Genomic DNA, 18,306 nt, shown 5'->3' with positions numbered 1-18,306 from the left:
GGTTGGTTTAAGTTTATGCAAACGTTACATGTTGAGTTAGGTGATCGTCGTTATCCAATCTTTATTGGTAGTCATTTAGATCCCAAAGCATTGCTCGAACCGTATTTACATGGCCGACAAATAATGTTGGTGTCCAATACCACCGTTGCACCCTTGTATCTCGAACATTATGTGAATGCGTTAACCCAGTTGGATAAGCAAGTTGCACAATGCATTTTGCCAGATGGCGAAAAGTATAAAGATATTCAGCATCTGAATTTAATTTTTGATGCTTTATTGGAAGCTGGTTTTAACCGTGATTGTACTGTTTTAGCGTTGGGTGGTGGTGTGATTGGCGATATGGCCGGGTTTGCATCTGCTTGTTTCCAACGTGGTGTCTACTTTGTACAGGTACCTACGACGCTATTATCCCAAGTAGATTCAAGCGTTGGTGGCAAGACTGGGATTAATCATCCTTTAGGTAAGAATATGTTGGGAGCTTTCCAACAACCACAGGTCGTGCTCGCTGATATGGCACAACTTGAGACATTACCTGACCGTGAGCTTTCTGCTGGCTTATCTGAAGTGATTAAATATGCTCTATTGGGCGATGTTGATTTCCTCGTCTGGTTAGAGCACAACATCGATGCTCTGGTTGCCCGTGATGCAAACTTGTTGGCAGAAGCCGTTTATCGTTCATGTGCACATAAAGCGCGAATTGTCGCCAATGACGAGAAAGAACAAGGTGAACGTGCATTACTCAACCTTGGACATACTTTTGGTCATGCGATTGAATCCTATTTGGGTTATGGCACATGGCTACATGGTGAAGCGGTTGCCACGGGTATGGTTATGGCTGCTGATTTGTCGCATCGTTTATGTTGGATCTCTGCTGAGGACCTGCAACGTACAAAAAATATCATTCAGCGTGCTCAATTACCGATATCATGTCCCAAAATTCCATTAGATGAATTCTTGGCTTATATGTCGCATGATAAAAAAGTCTTAAATGGTCAACTGCGCTTGGTTTTATTGAAAAAATTAGGACAAGCAGTGATTACCAAAGATTTTGATGTTGAGCTAATGAAACAATCTATTCTTGCAAATCAATCTGCATAATTAATCATTTGGGAAAAGCATGGCTGTATCACGATCAATTTGGCAAAATATTCAACAATATAGCTGGCTCGTCTTTGCTGTGGCTTGTTTAATTGCTGCATTGATATTTTGGGGTGTTACCGATAGTAAAGCATTGGTAGAAGAACAACAGCCATCGCAAACCGAAACTCAAGTGCAAATTCAGCCAGAAAAGGTTGCCGCAACTGCTCATCTTGGGGCACTTTCGGATGAAGTGAAGCCATTGGATTTAACTACGCGTGTGGTGGTTTCTAATGAGCACGCACCTGAGTTCCGCGGCACTAAGTTTATTAATGAAAATCAACGCCAGTGGACTGTAGAAATTTTCCGTAGTTCAGATGAAGCGATTGTAAAAAACTTTCTGCTGAATCGTGCAGATCGTAAAAAGTTTGTTTATTTTCGCTTGAGTGGCGAAGACCAAGTTGAGCAATATGTTCTGGCTTATGGTATGTTTTCGAGTGCAGAAGACGCGACGCGTCAATTTGCACAATTAAATTTAGCCCTGCCAGCATCTGTTCAACCAAAGGCAACTCAATTGTCGAGCTATGCTGGATTGGTCAATGATTTGGGCTCTGATGAAATGAAGTCGGCAACCAATCAGCTTTATGCAGTACAGTTAAGGCCAGCAGCATTACCGAGGGTAGATGAGAGCTTGCTTATAGGAAGCAGCGCATCACAAAGTACTGCTGTACGTGCCGCGGAACCATCGACAGTGAAGACCACAGTCACACAGCGTGATGCGCAAGGCAATGTGGTGAATGTAAAACAAAGCCAATCTGCCCCAAAACCGCCTACAAATGTTGAAAAAATAAAAGAAAATTCAGATGTTTCGAAACGAGAAGTAAGCGACCCATTTAACTAATAATGCACTATTGTTGTGCGTGTTTGATTCTTTTTATAGCACCATGATGTTTTTTGGTGCATTTTTATGCGCAAAAATGTGCTCTCCTCTCCCTGGAATTCCACGTTATTTTAACTTTTTTAATGATTTAGTAATTTTTTATCTTTATGGCATGTTTTTTGCTTTTTTGTGGTGCTAATTTATCTGCTCATTGCCCTTTTTTGTACTAAATGATTCATTAATTGGGTGAAATGGAAAGTTTTCGTGCTTTACAAACATTGGTGAAGGTGTAATAACTGAAAACACTTTATATGGTGAAATGCGCTGATTCTTGTTAAGGAAAGACGTATATTGCAAATTCGCCATGAAAAATGTTTTTGCGAAGCATTGAACTTTATATGAGTTGATCGGCAATATCGCAGAAAGTGAATTGATTGTTTGTTGCTCGAAAGAGCCATGTTGAAAGAAGGGTACGCTATGCACATGCCATCGCCTAATACTGTAGCTCCCGCTCAAGGTCTATATCAGCCTGATGAGTTTAAGGATAACTGTGGTTTTGGTCTGATTGCCCATATGAAGGGTGAATCAAGCCATCATCTGGTCGAAACTGCGATTCACAGTTTAAGTTGCATGACGCACCGTGGTGGTATTGCCGCGGATGGTAAAACGGGAGATGGGTGCGGATTGTTATTGGCGATGCCAAAACAATTTTTCCGTGATGAAGCTCAAAAGTTAGGTACGAATCTGACCGAGATTTTTGCTGCTGGTACGGTATTTCTAAATATTGATCCTGCTTTAGCTCAAAATGCAAAAAACATTCTAAATAAAGAAGTTGAAGCTGCAGGTCTGACTGTTGCAGCATGGCGTGTTGTTCCAACCAATAATGATGCTTTAGGTGAAATTGCGCTGCAATCATTGCCTGCATTTGAACAAATTCTTGTCAACTGCCCAATGGGTCTAACTGAGGTTGAGTTTAACCGTAAACTCTTCTTGGCACGCCGTCGTGCGGAACAATTATTACAAAATGATCCACTTTTTTATGTGACGACTTTAGCAACGACTGTTATCACCTATAAAGGTTTGATGATGCCAGCGGCCATTGCTGACTTCTATACCGATTTGGCTGATGAGCGTTTAAAATCACATATCGTGGTCTTCCATCAACGCTTCTCAACCAATACCTTGCCACGTTGGCCATTGGCACAGCCATTCCGTTATCTTGCACACAATGGTGAAATCAACACCATTACTGCAAACCGTAACTGGGCTTTGGCACGTACACCAAAATTTGAAAACCCATTACTACCAGGTTTAACGGAGTTAAATCCAATTGTGAACCGTACTGGTTCGGATTCATCAAGCTTGGATAACATGCTTGAGATCTTGGTTGGTGGTGGTATGGACCTGTTCCGTGCACTACGTATGTTGGTTCCACCAGCATGGCAAAACGTTGAGACTTTAGATGCTGACTTACGTGCTTTCTACGAGTTTAACTCTAAGCATATGGAAGCGTGGGATGGTCCAGCAGGACTCGTGATTCAAGATGGTCGTCATGCGATCTGTATGCTTGACCGTAATGGTTTACGTCCAGCACGTTGGGTGATCACCAAGAATGATTACATCACGCTTGCATCTGAGATTGGTGTATGGGGCTATGAACCTGAAGATGTGGTGTCTAAAGGCCGCGTTGGTCCAGGTCAAATTTTAGTGATTGATACTTTAACAGGCAAAGTGCTTGAGACTAAAGATGTCAGCAATCACTTAAAAAATATGCGTCCATATCGTGAATGGTTACGTGATCATGCGATTCGTTTACAAGCTAATCCACAGCTTGAAGAACAACTGGTTGATCAAGGCTTAACTGGCGATGCATTAAAAGCAGCTCAGAAAATGTTTATGGTGACATTTGAAGAGCGCGATCAACTGTTACGTCCAATCGCAGAAAGTGGCCAAGAAGCAGTCGGCTCGATGGGTGATGATACGCCAATGGCAGTATTGTCTCGTCAAGTACGCCATGTTTCTGACTACTTCCGTCAGCAGTTTGCACAAGTGACCAATCCACCAATCGATCCATTACGTGAATCGATTGTGATGTCATTGGAAACATGTTTGGGCCGCGAACAGAATGTGTTCGAGCAAGGTCCAGAGCATGCAGACCGTATCATCATTTCAAGCCCTGTATTGTCTAATTCAAAAATGCAGCAGCTTCGCGATGTTGAAAAAGAGCGTGAAGGTTATGGCGTTATAGATATTGATTTGAACTATGTCGAAGCTGAAGGGTTGCAAGCAGCAATCGCACGTATCTGTGAAGAATCAGCACAGGCTGTACGTGATGGTAAAACCTTAATCGTATTAACGGATAAAAATTTCCGCGAAGGTTTTTTGCCTGCAAACGCAGCATTGGCAACAGGTGCGGTACACCATCATTTGATTAAAACGGGTTTGCGTACCGATGCGAACATTTTAGTTGAAACTGGCTTTGCACGTGACCCTCATCAATTTGCAGTATTGCTTGGCTTTGGTGCGACAGCAGTTTACCCATATCTTGCTTATGATGTGATCAATGATTTGGTTGCAAAAGGCGAGCTATTGGGTGATCCAATTCAGGCCCAAGCAAACTTCCGTAAAGGGATGGAAAAAGGCTTACTCAAAGTCCTTTCTAAAATGGGTATCTCTACGGTTGCTTCTTATCGCGGTGGTCAGTTATTCGAAGCGGTGGGTCTATCATCTGAAGTGGTGGATAAATGTTTCCTTGGTGTACCAAGCCGTATTCAAGGTGCAACATTTGCAGACTTAGAGAAAGATCAGAAAAAACTAGCAACCACGGCTTGGCAGCATCGTAAACCGATTGATCAAGGTGGTTTGCTTAAATTCGTATTTGGTAAAGAGTATCACGCGTTCAACCCTGACGTGATCAATTCATTGCACAAAGCGGTGCGTTCTGGCCAATACGTTGACTTTAAAGAATATGCAGAACTGGTGAATAACCGTCCTGTTGCAACGATCCGTGACTTATTTAAGTTAAAAACCACAAATTCGATTGCATTAGATCAAGTTGAAACGATTGAAGATATTCTTCCACGCTTTGACTCTGCGGGCATGTCTTTAGGTGCATTATCACCAGAGGCGCATGAAGCAATTGCGATTGCCATGAATACTATTGGCGGCCGTTCAAACTCGGGTGAGGGTGGTGAAGATCCTGCGCGTTATGGCACAATTCGTAACTCGAAAATCAAACAGATTGCATCAGGTCGCTTTGGTGTAACTCCTGCGTACTTAACCTCTGCTGAAGTGTTGCAGATTAAAGTTGCACAGGGTGCAAAACCAGGTGAGGGTGGTCAGTTACCAGGTGGTAAAGTGAATGGCTTAATTGCGCGTTTACGTTACTCAGTGCCGGGTGTAACACTAATTTCGCCACCGCCACACCACGATATTTATTCGATCGAAGATTTATCGCAATTGATCTTTGACTTGAAACAAGTCAACCCTCAGGCGATGGTATCGGTGAAATTGGTCTCTGAGCCTGGTGTTGGAACGATTGCGGCAGGTGTGGCAAAAGCGTATGCAGACTTCATTACCATTTCTGGTTATGACGGTGGTACAGCAGCATCTCCACTTTCATCGATTCACCATGCAGGTTCGCCATGGGAACTCGGTTTAAGTGAAGCACATCAGGCGCTTCGTGTGAACGATTTGCGTGGTAAAGTCCGTGTTCAAACGGATGGTGGTTTGAAAACAGGTTTAGACGTGGTGAAAGCCGCAATTTTAGGTGCTGAAAGCTTTGGTTTTGGTTCAACACCAATGATTGCTTTAGGCTGTAAATACCTGCGTATTTGCCATTTGAATAACTGTGCGACCGGTGTTGCAACGCAACAAGACCATTTACGTCAAGAGCATTATATTGGCGAGCCAGAAATGCTGATCAATTTCTTCAAGTTTATTGCTGAAGAGACACGTGAATGGTTAGCTGCACTTGGTGTTGCATCATTGAAAGATTTGATTGGTCGTGTCGATCTACTTGAAGTTTTACCAGGTGAAACAGACAAGCACGCGCATCTTGACCTTAGTGCGTTATTAACTTCGCATCCTGCTGCTGAAGGCAAGGCACAATATTGCCAAGTTCAAGGCAATGCACCATTCGATAAAGGTGTGTTGGCGGAGAAAATGGTGGCAGAGATGTTACCGGCAATTGAAGCAGGTGCTGGCGGCTCATTCAACTTCACAGTAGGTAACTGTGATCGTTCGATTGGTGCGCGTATCTCAGGTGAAATTGCGCGTCGTTATGGCAACTTGGGTATGGAAAACAGCCCAGTGGTAATGAACCTTGTTGGTACAGCAGGTCAGTCGCTTGGTGTTTGGAATGCAGGTGGTTTGCATATCAAACTGGAAGGTGATGCCAACGACTATGTCGGTAAAGGTATGGCGGGTGGTCGAGTATCGATTTTCCCACCAAAGGGTTCACCATTCCAAACGCAAAATACAGCGATTATTGGTAACACCTGTTTATATGGTGCGACTGGCGGTAAAGTCTTTGCGGCGGGAACTGCGGGCGAGCGTTTTGCGGTTCGTAACTCTGGCGCATTTGCCGTGATTGAAGGTGCAGGCGACCACTGTTGTGAATATATGACAGGCGGTGTGGTGACAGTACTTGGTAAAGTCGGTCATAACTTCGGTGCAGGCATGACTGGTGGTTTTGCTTATGTACTCGACCTTGATAATGACTTTGTTGACTACTATAACCACGAACTTATTGATCTAAATCGTATCTCTACAGAAGCGATGGAAGACCACAAAGAAAACTTACTGCGTATTCTTGATGAACATATTCAAGAGACGGGTAGTGCTTGGGCCTACAAGATCCGTAATGAGTTCGACTTCTATAGTCGTAAGTTCTGGCTGGTAAAACCAAAAGCTGCTAATTTGCAAACGCTTTTGAAAACAACCCAAGCCGATCCACAATAATTCCACGACTGCATAGACATAGGCAGGTGCAGAGATGAGGGACATCGCTGCGCCTACCCACGGAGAGAGACATGGCAGAGCGCCTGAATAATGACTTTCAATTTCTGGATGTAGCACGCCAAGATCCAGAGAAAAAAGATATTACTGTCCGCAAGGCAGAGTTTGTGGAAATTTATAAACCTTTTACTGCGGAAGTGGCTGCGAATCAGACCCACCGTTGTTTAGGCTGTGGTAACCCGTATTGTGAATGGAAATGTCCTGTACATAACTACATTCCAAACTGGTTAAAGCTGATTGCAGAAGGTCAAATTTTCCAAGCAGCTGAACTTTGCCACCAAACCAACACCTTGCCAGAAGTATGTGGTCGCGTTTGTCCACAAGACCGTTTGTGTGAAGGTGCTTGTACCTTAAACGATGGTTTTGGTGCGGTGACCATTGGTAATGCTGAAAAATATATTAACGATACGGCTTTTGCATTAGGCTGGCGCCCAGATATGTCTGGCGTTAAATGGACTGACAAAAAAGTTGCGATTATTGGTGCAGGCCCAGCAGGCTTAGGCTGTGCTGATATTCTTGCACGTGGTGGCGTAAAACCAGTGGTGTTTGATAAACGTCCTGAAATCGGTGGCCTTCTCACATTTGGTATTCCAGAATTTAAAATGGAAAAAGATGTGATGAAACGTCGTCGCGAAATCTTCACAGGAATGGGTATTGAGTTCCGTTTAAATACCGAGATTGGTGTTGATGTCACCATTGAGCAACTTCTGACTGAATACGATGCCGTATTTATGGGGATGGGAACTTATACCTATATGAAAGGTGGTTTCCCGGGTGAAGATCTCAATGGTGTACATGATGCATTAGATTTCTTGATTGCTAATGTGAATCGTTGCCAAGGTTGGGAAAAAGATCCAAGCGAATACATCAATCTAGACGGTAAAAAAGTCATTGTTCTAGGTGGTGGTGATACCGCGATGGACTGTAACCGTACTTCATTACGTCAAGGTGCGCATGACGTGACCTGTGCTTACCGCCGTGATGAAAGCAACATGCCTGGTTCTGCACGTGAAGTGAAGAATGCTTATGAAGAGGGTGTCAAATTCCTGTTCAACCGTCAGCCAATTGAGATCGTTGGTGAAAATGGCAAAGTGACTGGCGTTAAGGTTGTAACCACACAAATGGGTGCACCTGACAGTCGTGGTCGTCGTAGCCCTGAACCAATCCCAGGTTCTGAGGAAGTGTTGCCAGCAGATGCAGTATTACTTGCATTTGGTTTCCGTCCAAGTCCAGCAGATTGGTTTAGCACTGCAAATGTCGGACTGGATGGTTCAGGTCGTGTGGTCGCGGCTGAACAACAAGAGTTCAAATTCCAGACCTCGAATCCAAAAATCTTTGCAGGTGGCGATATGGTACGTGGTTCTGACTTGGTTGTGACTGCAATCTGGGAAGGTCGCCAAGCAGCTGAAGGCATTTTGGACTACCTTGGCGTGTAAGCTCTCTTTCAGTATTTAAGTTTTAAATGCCCAAGCCAAGTGCTTGGGCATTTTTTTATAAAATTAAATCGCTTGCATCAGCTCTATTGATGTTCAGCATTCACTTCATGCTGTGGATGACTGAAAAACTTTAACAAATGGTCAATAAATTGCTATCCTATTATTGATAATGATTATCAGTTGTTAAAATAATTAGAGAAACTTATGACATCAAAACTCAACGACAGATTATTAATCGCGGCACTCTATACCAGTACTTTTCTCTGTTTGGTCGATCTGAGCAGTGTGAATTTGGCTTTAACCGCAATTCAAACTCAGTTCAATAGCCATCTCTCTGATTTACAGTGGGTGATTGATAGCTATGCACTGAGTATGTCGAGTTTAATGCTAGCAGTGGGTGCTTTAAGTCAGAGCTTAGGACGTAAACGCCTATGGTTGATGGGTGTTGCAATATTTATTTTTGGCTCTGTAATCTGTGCTGCTGCTCCAGATTTTAACTTATTGATTGTTGGTCGAGTGGTTCAAGGCATTGCAGGCGCGATGCTGATTCCTTTGACTTTGGCAATCATCGTGCATCATTTTACGCAGCTGGATCGTAAAGCACGGGAAATTGGCAACTGGAGTTCATTCAGTGCTTTTGCCTTGATTGTCGGGCCATTGATGGGTGGTTTAATGGTGCATTATTTAGGTTGGCAAAGTATTTTCTGGCTAAACTTGCCTGTTGGAATGTTAGCGTTATATTTAGGTTGCAAAGGCATTGCCAACGATCAATATCAGCAAAAAATCAGTTTTGATTATTTGGGATTGATTTATAGTGTGATTGCAATTGCTACCTTGACCTATAGCATTATCATGGTTCAGCAAGTGCATATGGGTTATTTGATTGTTTTTAGTTTCCTGCTTTCGATAGTTTTTGCGCTGATTTTTATTCGGCATCAAAACCATACGTTGCATCCACTGATTCCACGACATTTATTCCATAACCGCATTTTTTTACATTTCAATCTGATCTCTTTTCTATTGGGATTTGCAGGCTATAGTTCCTTATTTGTCTTTGCACTCTTTTATCAGGAACAAGTTCATTTAAGTGCGGCCCAAGCGGGTTGGCTGATTGCCCCACAATTTCTGATGCAGGCGGTGGTTTCCATTTGCTTTGGTCGGTTACAGCAACGCTATGGTGTGTTACCGTTACTTAGAATGGGATTGCTCATTTCGGGAACGGCGTTAATCGCAATGATCAGCTTCCAAAGCAGTTCATCTTATCTGCTATTTATTGGCTTAAGTGGCATGATGGGGGCAGGTATTGGCTTGATTGTCCCGAGCTCCAGTACCTTGAGTCTACATTCGGTATCGCAGGCAGATGCAAGCTTTGCCGCGGCAATATTAAATATGCTCAGGCAGCTTGGCCTGACCTTTGGCATTGCAGTATTGGGGACCTTGACGGCATTTATTATTCAATGGGGCGTTGAAACACTGCATTATTCTATGGCGCAAGCCCAGTTATTCGCTTTCCATAGTGTGGTTGTGATTATGGGCGGACTGTTTCTTGCAGCTATGCTGAGCCTGAGAAAAATTAAACCAGAAGAATGTACCGCACCGATTTCATCGGCCTAGACCAGTCATCATTTTGGTAGTTTTGGCAAACTTTATAAGCTTTTTTGCCCTGTCTTTGCCATTTTCCCAGCGTAATACTCGAACTCAGTCTAGGAAAGAATGCAGGTAATCAACATGACTCTTGCAAATGCGAGTGTGGAAAAAACTTATTTAAATCGTCCGAAAGCACTCGGGATCACAGTGCGTCGGTTGCAGTTTAATCCAAACAGAATTAAACGCCATTATTTTGCCAACTCTCCTGTGATGTCACATTTACTCACAGCACTTTCTTCGACCTTCCCGATTGGTGAACAGTATTTTGTGAATAGTGTTCGCAACGTCAGAGATAAAGTACAAGACCCTCAGCTACAGGCGCAAATCGCAGCATTTATTGGCCAGGAAGCGATGCACTCTAAAGCGCATACTGAATTTAATGATGCTTGGCGACGAGAAGACTATAACTTAGATCGTTTTCAAGCATGGTTAGCAAAGCGAGATGATGCGCTTCGAAATATTCATCCGAAATTACAGCTGGCTTTGACGTGTGCCTTTGAGCATTTTACTGCAATGTTAGGCGGCTATATTTTAAAACACCCAGAAATCCTGAGCACTTTAGATGATGATGCGATGAAACTGTGGGTGTGGCATGCGATTGAGGAAATTGAACATCGTTCGGTAGCATTTGATGTTTATCAAGCGGTTTATGGGGATGATCGTATTCGTCGTTTACTGATGCGGAGTGTGACCACAGGTTTTGCGAGCTTAACCTTATATGCAACCTCACGTTTGATTTGGCAAGATAAATGGAAAAGTATCCCGAAACTCGGAGGCAACCTATTCGGTGGCTATTTACTGGGTAAAATGCTACTACAATTAATTCCTGAATATTTATCTTATTATCAAGCCGATTTCCATCCTGCTAAACATGATTACACGCAGTTAGTGAATTACTGGAAAGCCCGTATGGCAAATGAATATGGGATGGCGAGCTTTCAAGAAGAGACTGCATCTAAAATCTATAGCTAACTCACTTTAATAAAATTTGCTTAGCACGGCATTACTTCATGATGATTGAGTAATGCCTTTTTTATTTAAATACAAATATATTAACTTTAATAAATGTTACACAGCTGACAAAAAATCTCATTACAATGAATTATCGCAAAAATATAAAGAAAAACCTGAGGGTACGTTTTTATGAAAATCATCAAACAAACCGCATTAGCAACTGTATTGGCAAGCAGCTTATTGTTCACGGGCTGTGGTTATAACACGCTGCAAGTGAAGGACGAAGCTGTCAATGCTTCTTGGTCTGAAGTTCAAAACCAGTATCAACGCCGTGCAGACCTTGTTCCAAACTTGGTGAATGTGGTGAAAGGCTATGCGAAACACGAAGAGCAAGTCTTGGTTGAAGTTACTCAGGCACGTTCAAATGTGGCTGGTTTAAAAGTTGATAAAGAAGTGTTGGAAGATCCAGCACTTTTCGAGAAGTATCAACAGGCACAAAGCCAACTGACGGGCGCCTTATCACGTTTAATCGCTGTTTCAGAAAATTATCCTGACTTAAAAGCCAACGAACAATTCCGTGATCTTCAAGCGCAGTTAGAGGGTACTGAAAACCGTATCGCGGTTGCGCGTAATCGTTATATTACCACGGTTCAAGATTACAACGGTTATGTGCGTCAATTCCCTCAAGCCTTGACTGCGAAAGTGATTGGCATGAAAACCAAAGAAAACTTTAAAGCGGAACAGTCTGCACAGCAAGCTCCAACAGTTTCATTTAATTAATATCTGAAATTGTTTCGAACTGTGAGGAGTCACCGTATGTTGAATGTGTTTAAGCAAAGCTTAAAGCAGAGAATCTTGCCTGTTTTAACCATCGTTTTTGCAACACTATTGTTCCAACATACGGTTTGGGCTGAAGTCGCGACAGCAACAGATCAAAGTGATTTGGTGGTTGCGGGTAAAATCATTCAAGAACAGCAAAAGAATAAAGCGACTACTGTACCAGCTACGGCAAATGCTGAAACACCTGCCTTACCACAAGTGGCCAATGACATGGCTGAGGGTGAGTCGATCCGAGGTTTGCCAACCTTAAACCAACCGATTATTGATCAAGCCAAAATTTTGAGTGATGCTGAAACTCAACAGCTCGATCAGAAAATTCTCAGTCTCTATCAACAAGGCAAAGCACAAGTTGGTGTAATTATTGTGCCAACAACAGGTCAAGAAGCGATTTTTGATTTTGCCTTGAGAACTGGTGAAAAATGGCAGCTTGGCTCAGCAAAGCGTGATAATGGTTTGTTGATTGCGATTGCGGTGAATGATCGCAATATTCAAATCCTGACGGGTTATGGCTTAGAAGGTGTGCTTCCAGATTTAGTCTTGAGTCGGATTATTCGAAATCAGATCACCCCTTATTTTAAACAGGGGCAGTATGCACAAGGGATTTCAGCGGGGTTAGATGAAATTACCCGTATTGTGAATTTAGACCCTGAGATTGCACAACAAGCTGCTCAAGAACTTAAAGACCGCCATGAGCAAGCCTTGCAGGCACAGCAAGCCAAAGACAACACGTTAACTATGGCTCTGTTTATCTTGGTTGCAGGTGTCGTAGGTTCATTTATTGTCGGTAATCGTTTAAGTGCTTCGACTGCGGCAGTAGCTGCTACAGCTGCAGGCTTGGTCAATGGTGCTGGGCTAGTGATGAGCTTGCTGCTTGGCGTTGGGATCTTCTTTTTATTGATCACTTCACTCGCACAGCTGATCTTCCAGATGTTCTTGTCTGGTGGCGGCCGCGGAGGCGGTGGTGGTGGTTTTGGCGGCGGCAGTGGCGGTGGTTATAGCGGCGGCGGTGGTAGCTTTGGCGGGGGAGGAGCATCAGGCTCATGGTAACCAAGACGGATACAACACAGATTATTACTCAGCCTAAACTAGATGAGCATGTGCAACCGAGTTTAAAGCGCTGGTTTAAACACTTTCTCTATGTCTCTTCAGCACATCGTTATTTTAGTAAACAGGATCGTACCGAGATTGCCAAAGCCGTACAGCAAGCTGAAAAAGGTCATGTAGGGGAAATACAGGTGGTGATCGAAGGGCATATTCCCTGTTCACAAGCCTACCATCAAACTACACGCTTACGTGCGCAGCAACTGTTTGCTGAACTGGGTGTTTGGGATACGGAATTGAATAGTGGTGTACTGCTCTATCTCAATCTATGTGAGCGCAAAGTTGAGATTGTGATTGATCGTGGTTTAAAAAATGCCACACCTACTGAAACATGGAATGAGATTTGTCAGCGTATCGTGCTGCAATTGGCCCAAAAGCAGTATCTACACGCAGTGAATAATGGGGTTACGGAAATTGGGCAAGTGTTAGATCAGTATTATGTGAAAACTGAGTTTGATGACCAAAATGAATTACCCAATGAGCCGATTATTTTAAATTAAGTTTGCTCCGTCAGCTGTTTACAAAAATTGCTTGTTGTTTTTTCTAAAATCTATTAATGTGCAGAACGATCTGTATGTAATTTTCTATTGCATACTTTATATCGTCATTCCGATGAATGGTAAAAAAAATATCAATAAATAAAAATAAATTTTCTGTGAATTGAGTCGCTCAATTTACATACAAGTAGAAAGTAGTCAAATTCGTTAGCTAAAAAAATGAATAATTAAGCAGTAAAGATGACGTTATTTGTCATTTTTTTTCTGAAAATGTCTGATTTGATCTTCTTTTGTACAGTGTGAATTTCTTTTAAGTCTCTGTTTTTTTAAGCTAAAATTAGCTAAGCTAAGGACTGGCATAAAACATGCTAATTACTAAATAGCTGAAAAAAGCTTATAAAAAAATATCCATTGGAGAAATGTTATGAAATCAATGCAAAAGGGTTTTACTCTTATCGAATTGATGATCGTTGTAGCGATCATTGGTATTTTGGCTGCAATCGCGATTCCAGCTTATCAAAGTTATACTATTCGTACTAAAGTAACCGAAGGTTTGACTTTGGCTGCGGCAGCAAAAACAGCAGTTGCTGAAACTTTTGCAACTCGTAACTCGGGTGCTATTGCAGCTTATACTGGTACGGGTGTCTCACCAGCTGGTTCTTATGGTTATGAATATACTGCCGGCCAAAATGTAGCGAGCATTGCAATTGCAGCAGTTGCTAATGTATTAACTCCTGCTGCAGGTGATGGTGCTATTACTATTACTTATGCTGGACAATTAGCATCAACTTTAACAGCTCCTATCGTATTAACTCCTGGAAGTGGGGCAGTAAGTGATACAACAGGTCTTCCAGCATCAGCTTTAAGTCAAGCGGCACCTGTAGTATGGGGTTGTACAATTGGTGTTCCTGCATCATTTAAATATGTTCCTGCAAACTGCCGCTTCTAATACTTAATTCATAAAAAATCGCCCTAATTAGGGCGATTTTTTATGAATGTAATAATCGTAAATAAATAAGGAGAACTTGACAAAAAATGTTATAGCTATTTTTAATTTTATATTAAATTTTTGATAAATATATTAAAAATAGTTGGCATTAAAATTGTATTAAGAAGTTAAGAGAAGTGTTTATTGGAAAAATTTTATGAGCGAAGTAAAGGGTTTTACTTTGATTGAGCTGATGCTCGTAGTTGCAATTATTGGAATTTTAGCCGCTATAGCAATTCCTGCTTATCAAAACTATACGATACGTACCAAGGTTTCAGAAGGTCTTGTTTTAGCTGGTGAAGCTAAATTAGCAGTAGTTGAGACTTTGGGATATTTCATTAGCGGCAGTATAAGTGGCTACGCTGGAACAGGCCCAAATATGGCTGGCTCTTATTTTTTTCGATTTACGCCAACACAGAATGTCAGCAGCATCAGCATTGCTGGGATTGCAAATTTGGCAATGCCAGTAATGGATGAAGGGAGGATTGAAATTCAATATACTGGTCTAATTAGTACATCATTGGGTTCAAATATTGTATTGACGCCTGGCTCAGGTAATGTTAATGGTACCGCTCGGCCAAGCACAGCTATTGTCCCTGGCCAACCTATTGTTTGGGCGTGTGGAGTAAGAGCAACAACAGCCTATAAATATATACCTAGTAATTGTCGTTATACTCTTTAAAAAAAAGCAAAGGGACTTCTCGTAAGGATAATATGTCAAAGTTTATTGTGTCTGCACGTATTAAAGCATTTTTAATACATGGATTGATTTCGATTAGCATTGCTTTATTGATAATTGGTCTGGTATTTTTTATTTGGTATCCAGCTCCTTTAGCAAAAGCTGTTGGTGTTACACATATTTTTTTATTAATGTTAACTATAGATGTTATCTTGGGACCATTATTAACATTATTGGTTTATAAGCAAGGGAAAAAAACATTAGTTTTTGATTTAACAATTATCGTTATATTGCAAATATCTGCTTTAGGTTATGGACTTTGGACAATTTCTCAAGGACGTCCAGCTTGGTTGGTATTCAATGTTGATCGTTTCGATGTAGTCCGTATGAATGAGTTAGATAATCGTAAGATTGAGCAAGCACGGCAAGAGTATCAGAACCCATCTTGGCTATACCCTAAATGGGTTGCCGCAATTGCACCCAAAAATATAGAAGAAAATAATAAAGTAACTTTTGAGGCTGTATTTTCTGGAGTTGATATTGCCCAGCGTCCAAACCTTTATATCTCATTAAATACTCAGAAGTTAGAAATGCAAAATAAAGCGATTAGCCTTAAAGAACTATATAAATATAATGAGAAAAAAGACGTCGCTAATATCCTTCATAAAGTTCCCCAAGCAACTGCCTTTGTCCCCTTAAAGGCCAATGCTGTTGATATGACGGTTCTCATTAACAAAGAAAAAGGTGAAGTGGTTAAAATTGTAGACCTACGTCCTTGGAAGTAAATTGTAGTTTTTATCTTATATTTAGTTTGTGTATGAAGGCTTAGCGATATAATTCACTAGGCCTTTTTTTCATGTATGAAGTATGCAATTTATATGCTTTTTCCTTGCCAGCATTTTGATCAGCTTTGCTTGGCTCTCTCCATTTCATACCTATCCTTGGGTGACTTTTTCTAGTGAATTGGCGAGCTTTGGCGCAGCCTTAGCTGTAGGTGGTCTGCTCTTTAGTAAAAGCGTAAAAATCCCCAGACCTCAAATTCTGATGCTGGGAATTACTCTTATTCCGCTATGTCAGTGGGCTTTTGGTCTGATTACGGATTTTAGTACGGCATTCCTCAGCTTCTCTTATCTTTTTATATTCTGGTTTATGATCATTGCTGGATATAACTTAAGCCTGCAAACAGAGCAACGCGAACGGATTATGCTGGGCGTGAGCTATCTATTGCTCAGTATTTCGTTCATCAGTGCGATCATGGCGATCATACAGTGGTTAAATCTTGAAGCTTATGTTGATGGCGTAATGGCACTCAAAACTAGACGACCCTATGCCAATTTCGGGCAACCGAATAATCTGGCTACATTCTTGATCATGGGCTTAATGGGGAGTTTGTATTTATATGAAAAAAGAAGGTTAACCTTGTGGTTGTTAATCCCAACAAGTTTGGTCACGCTATTTGCAATCACGCTAACTCAATCAAGAACCTCTTGGGTGGTTTGTATTTTTTTGTTCTTTTACTGGATTTATAAACAATACAAAAACTCACCTCGATTTAATTTCCCGAGATTACTTCTTTGGGTAGGACTGTATTTGATCATTGCGGGCTATGTATTACCTGTTTTGACACAGTTCTTAACTTCAAGTATTGATACAGGTGTGACCCAGACAGCATCGATTATGCAACGTGCAGGATCAGGACATGAGCGTCTTGGGATGTGGGTGCAGATATTACATGCAATTGCTGAGAGACCCTGGCTTGGCTATGGTTGGAACCAGACCAGTATTGCTGTTTTTGAAAGTATTGATTTCAATACTGTGCAGATTTGGTTTAACAGCGCACATAATGTTCTACTCGATATTCTGGTCTGGAATGGTGTACCACTTGGACTTCTTATTATTGGGTATATAAGCTTATGGCTCTTCTGGCTAAATAAAAATGCCAAAGACACTACCTCAATTATTGCAATTCTAATGGTGGTTGCAATTCTCATTCATGCCATGTTGGAATTCCCGCAACGTTACGCCTATTTCTTGCTTCCAATGGGTTTCTTGTTGGGATTGATTCAGGCGCAGACACCAAAATTAAAAGGCGTGATGGTTAATAAGAATGTCATTCGCTGTATTGGGATACTCTCACTTATCGTGGTATTACTGATTTGGCGTGATTACAAGCTGTTTCAGGACAATAGCCGTTTGCTCTTTAAAAATAAACAGCCCACAGCTGAGATATTAGGCAGTTCAAAAATTTTACTACTGACCCAGTTTCAGCAGCGCCTGGACTGGATTGCGTTAAATCCCAAAACAATGATGTCAGAGGCAGATTTAAGGCTGTTTGGGGAAATGGTCAAGAATAAAGCAACACCTTATAACTTGAAGAAGTATGCGCAGTTACTGGTTTATAACCAGAAGTTGACTGAAGCTGAGCAACAGTTGGTAGTCTTGAGACAGTTGTATAAACAGAAGGTGAGTCTGGCAGAGATCATTGAATTAAATAAAAAGGCGCAAGCAAAAAAATCTTGAACTTGACCTTTCCAAATAAAAAACCAAAGCAATGCTTTGGTTTTTTATTTGGAATGTTTTTTAAATCTGGCTTTGAATATAGTTTTCAATGCCTACATTTTCAACCAAATCAAGCTGGGTATCGAGCCAGTCCCAATACTCTTCTTCTTTCTCTAGGATCTCTTGAACTAAGTCACGGGTTACATAATCTTGTTCCGCTTCAGCAAGTTCAACCGTTTGCTTGATTGCCTCAATATTCTCTTTAACTTTACGAATGTCGCAGTTGAGCACTTCTTCAGTATGTTGACCGATATACAACTTACCTAGATGCTGTAAGTTCGGTAAACCTTCTAAAAACAAAATACGTTCGATGATTTTGTCTGCATGTTTCATTTGGCGAATAGATTCTTTATATTCGGCCGAACCGAGTTGTTCGATTCCCCAATCATTAAACATGCGCGAGTGTAGAAAATATTGATTGATCGCTGTTAAATGGTGGTAAAGCACCTGATTAAGCTGGTTAATAACTTCACGATTGCCTTTCATTGCGCTTACTCCAAAAACACTAAGTGATGCCAAGTGGCATCTAAAGAATAGCCTTTGTTGCAAGCATCTGAAAAATCTCAACAGAACCTGACTCAGGCAATTTTTATTATTTTAGTCAACAAAAAATCATCTGGCGAGTAGTT

The 18,306-nt window shown here is 41.5% G+C and carries 14 protein-coding genes; 13 read left to right on the top strand and 1 reads right to left on the bottom strand.

Annotation, left to right across the window (positions count from 1 at the left end; genetic code table 11):
• Positions 1 to 15: 15 nt before the first annotated feature.
• The 13 genes from aroB (at position 16) to GBI66_RS07840 (ending at position 17,638) form a co-directional block, all read left to right on the top strand.
• Positions 16 to 1,098 carry a 3-dehydroquinate synthase gene (aroB, locus tag GBI66_RS07900; RefSeq protein ID WP_151715705.1) on the top strand — a complete coding sequence of 361 codons (1,083 nt, stop codon included), beginning with the start codon at positions 16 to 18 and terminating at the stop codon, positions 1,096 to 1,098.
• A 19-nt stretch (positions 1,099 to 1,117) separates the two neighbouring features.
• Positions 1,118 to 1,978 carry a hypothetical protein gene (locus GBI66_RS07895; protein WP_151715704.1) on the top strand — a complete coding sequence of 287 codons (861 nt, stop codon included), beginning with the start codon at positions 1,118 to 1,120 and terminating at the stop codon, positions 1,976 to 1,978.
• Positions 1,979 to 2,440: 462 nt separating this feature from the next.
• Positions 2,441 to 6,919, top strand: a complete 4,479-nt coding sequence (gltB, locus tag GBI66_RS07890; protein WP_171494278.1) for a glutamate synthase large subunit — start codon at positions 2,441 to 2,443, stop codon at positions 6,917 to 6,919.
• A 71-nt stretch (positions 6,920 to 6,990) separates the two neighbouring features.
• Positions 6,991 to 8,412, top strand: coding sequence for a glutamate synthase subunit beta (locus GBI66_RS07885; protein ID WP_005185515.1), 1,422 nt, complete (start codon positions 6,991 to 6,993; stop codon positions 8,410 to 8,412).
• A gap of 204 nt (positions 8,413 to 8,616) precedes the next feature.
• Entirely contained in the window at positions 8,617 to 10,026 is a 1,410-nt protein-coding gene (locus GBI66_RS07880; protein ID WP_151715702.1) for an MFS transporter, read from the top strand.
• 114 nt (positions 10,027 to 10,140) lie between these two features.
• Positions 10,141 to 11,031 (top strand): metal-dependent hydrolase, encoded by an 891-nt coding sequence (locus tag GBI66_RS07875; RefSeq protein WP_151715701.1) that lies wholly within the window; start codon positions 10,141 to 10,143, stop codon positions 11,029 to 11,031.
• Positions 11,032 to 11,202: 171 nt separating this feature from the next.
• Positions 11,203 to 11,793: a LemA family protein gene (locus tag GBI66_RS07870; protein ID WP_005147322.1), complete on the top strand. Its 591-nt coding sequence runs from the start codon at positions 11,203 to 11,205 to the stop codon at positions 11,791 to 11,793.
• A gap of 36 nt (positions 11,794 to 11,829) precedes the next feature.
• Positions 11,830 to 12,900, top strand: coding sequence for a YgcG family protein (locus GBI66_RS07865; protein ID WP_151715700.1), 1,071 nt, complete (start codon positions 11,830 to 11,832; stop codon positions 12,898 to 12,900).
• Complete coding sequence (locus GBI66_RS07860; RefSeq protein ID WP_151715699.1) at positions 12,894 to 13,454, top strand: TPM domain-containing protein; 561 nt, start codon at positions 12,894 to 12,896, stop codon at positions 13,452 to 13,454. The genes GBI66_RS07865 and GBI66_RS07860 overlap by 7 nt, the downstream gene beginning before the upstream one ends.
• 421 nt (positions 13,455 to 13,875) lie before the next feature.
• Positions 13,876 to 14,400, top strand: coding sequence for a pilin (locus GBI66_RS07855; protein ID WP_151715698.1), 525 nt, complete (start codon positions 13,876 to 13,878; stop codon positions 14,398 to 14,400).
• Between the two features lie 196 nt (positions 14,401 to 14,596).
• Positions 14,597 to 15,121 (top strand): prepilin-type N-terminal cleavage/methylation domain-containing protein, encoded by a 525-nt coding sequence (locus tag GBI66_RS07850; protein WP_151715697.1) that lies wholly within the window; start codon positions 14,597 to 14,599, stop codon positions 15,119 to 15,121.
• A gap of 47 nt (positions 15,122 to 15,168) precedes the next feature.
• The gene (gene tfpZ, locus GBI66_RS07845) at positions 15,169 to 15,903 is read left to right on the top strand and encodes a TfpX/TfpZ family type IV pilin accessory protein (protein ID WP_151715735.1); all 735 of its coding nucleotides are present in this window, start codon (positions 15,169 to 15,171) and stop codon (positions 15,901 to 15,903) included.
• 82 nt (positions 15,904 to 15,985) lie between these two features.
• Entirely contained in the window at positions 15,986 to 17,638 is a 1,653-nt protein-coding gene (locus tag GBI66_RS07840) for a PglL family O-oligosaccharyltransferase (protein WP_151715696.1), read from the top strand.
• A 60-nt stretch (positions 17,639 to 17,698) separates the two neighbouring features.
• On the opposite strand, the gene bfr is transcribed toward GBI66_RS07840, so the two are convergent.
• A complete protein-coding gene (bfr, locus tag GBI66_RS07835; protein WP_005185491.1) occupies positions 17,699 to 18,163 on the bottom strand; it encodes a bacterioferritin in 465 nt (154 codons plus the stop codon).
• Positions 18,164 to 18,306: the final 143 nt, after the last annotated feature.

Source organism: Acinetobacter sp. TUM15071 (assembly GCF_008980925.1).
GTDB lineage: Bacteria > Pseudomonadota > Gammaproteobacteria > Pseudomonadales > Moraxellaceae > Acinetobacter > Acinetobacter dispersus.
The sequence above is the reverse complement of the archived record's forward strand: the minus strand, read 5'-3'. Positions and strand labels throughout refer to the sequence as shown.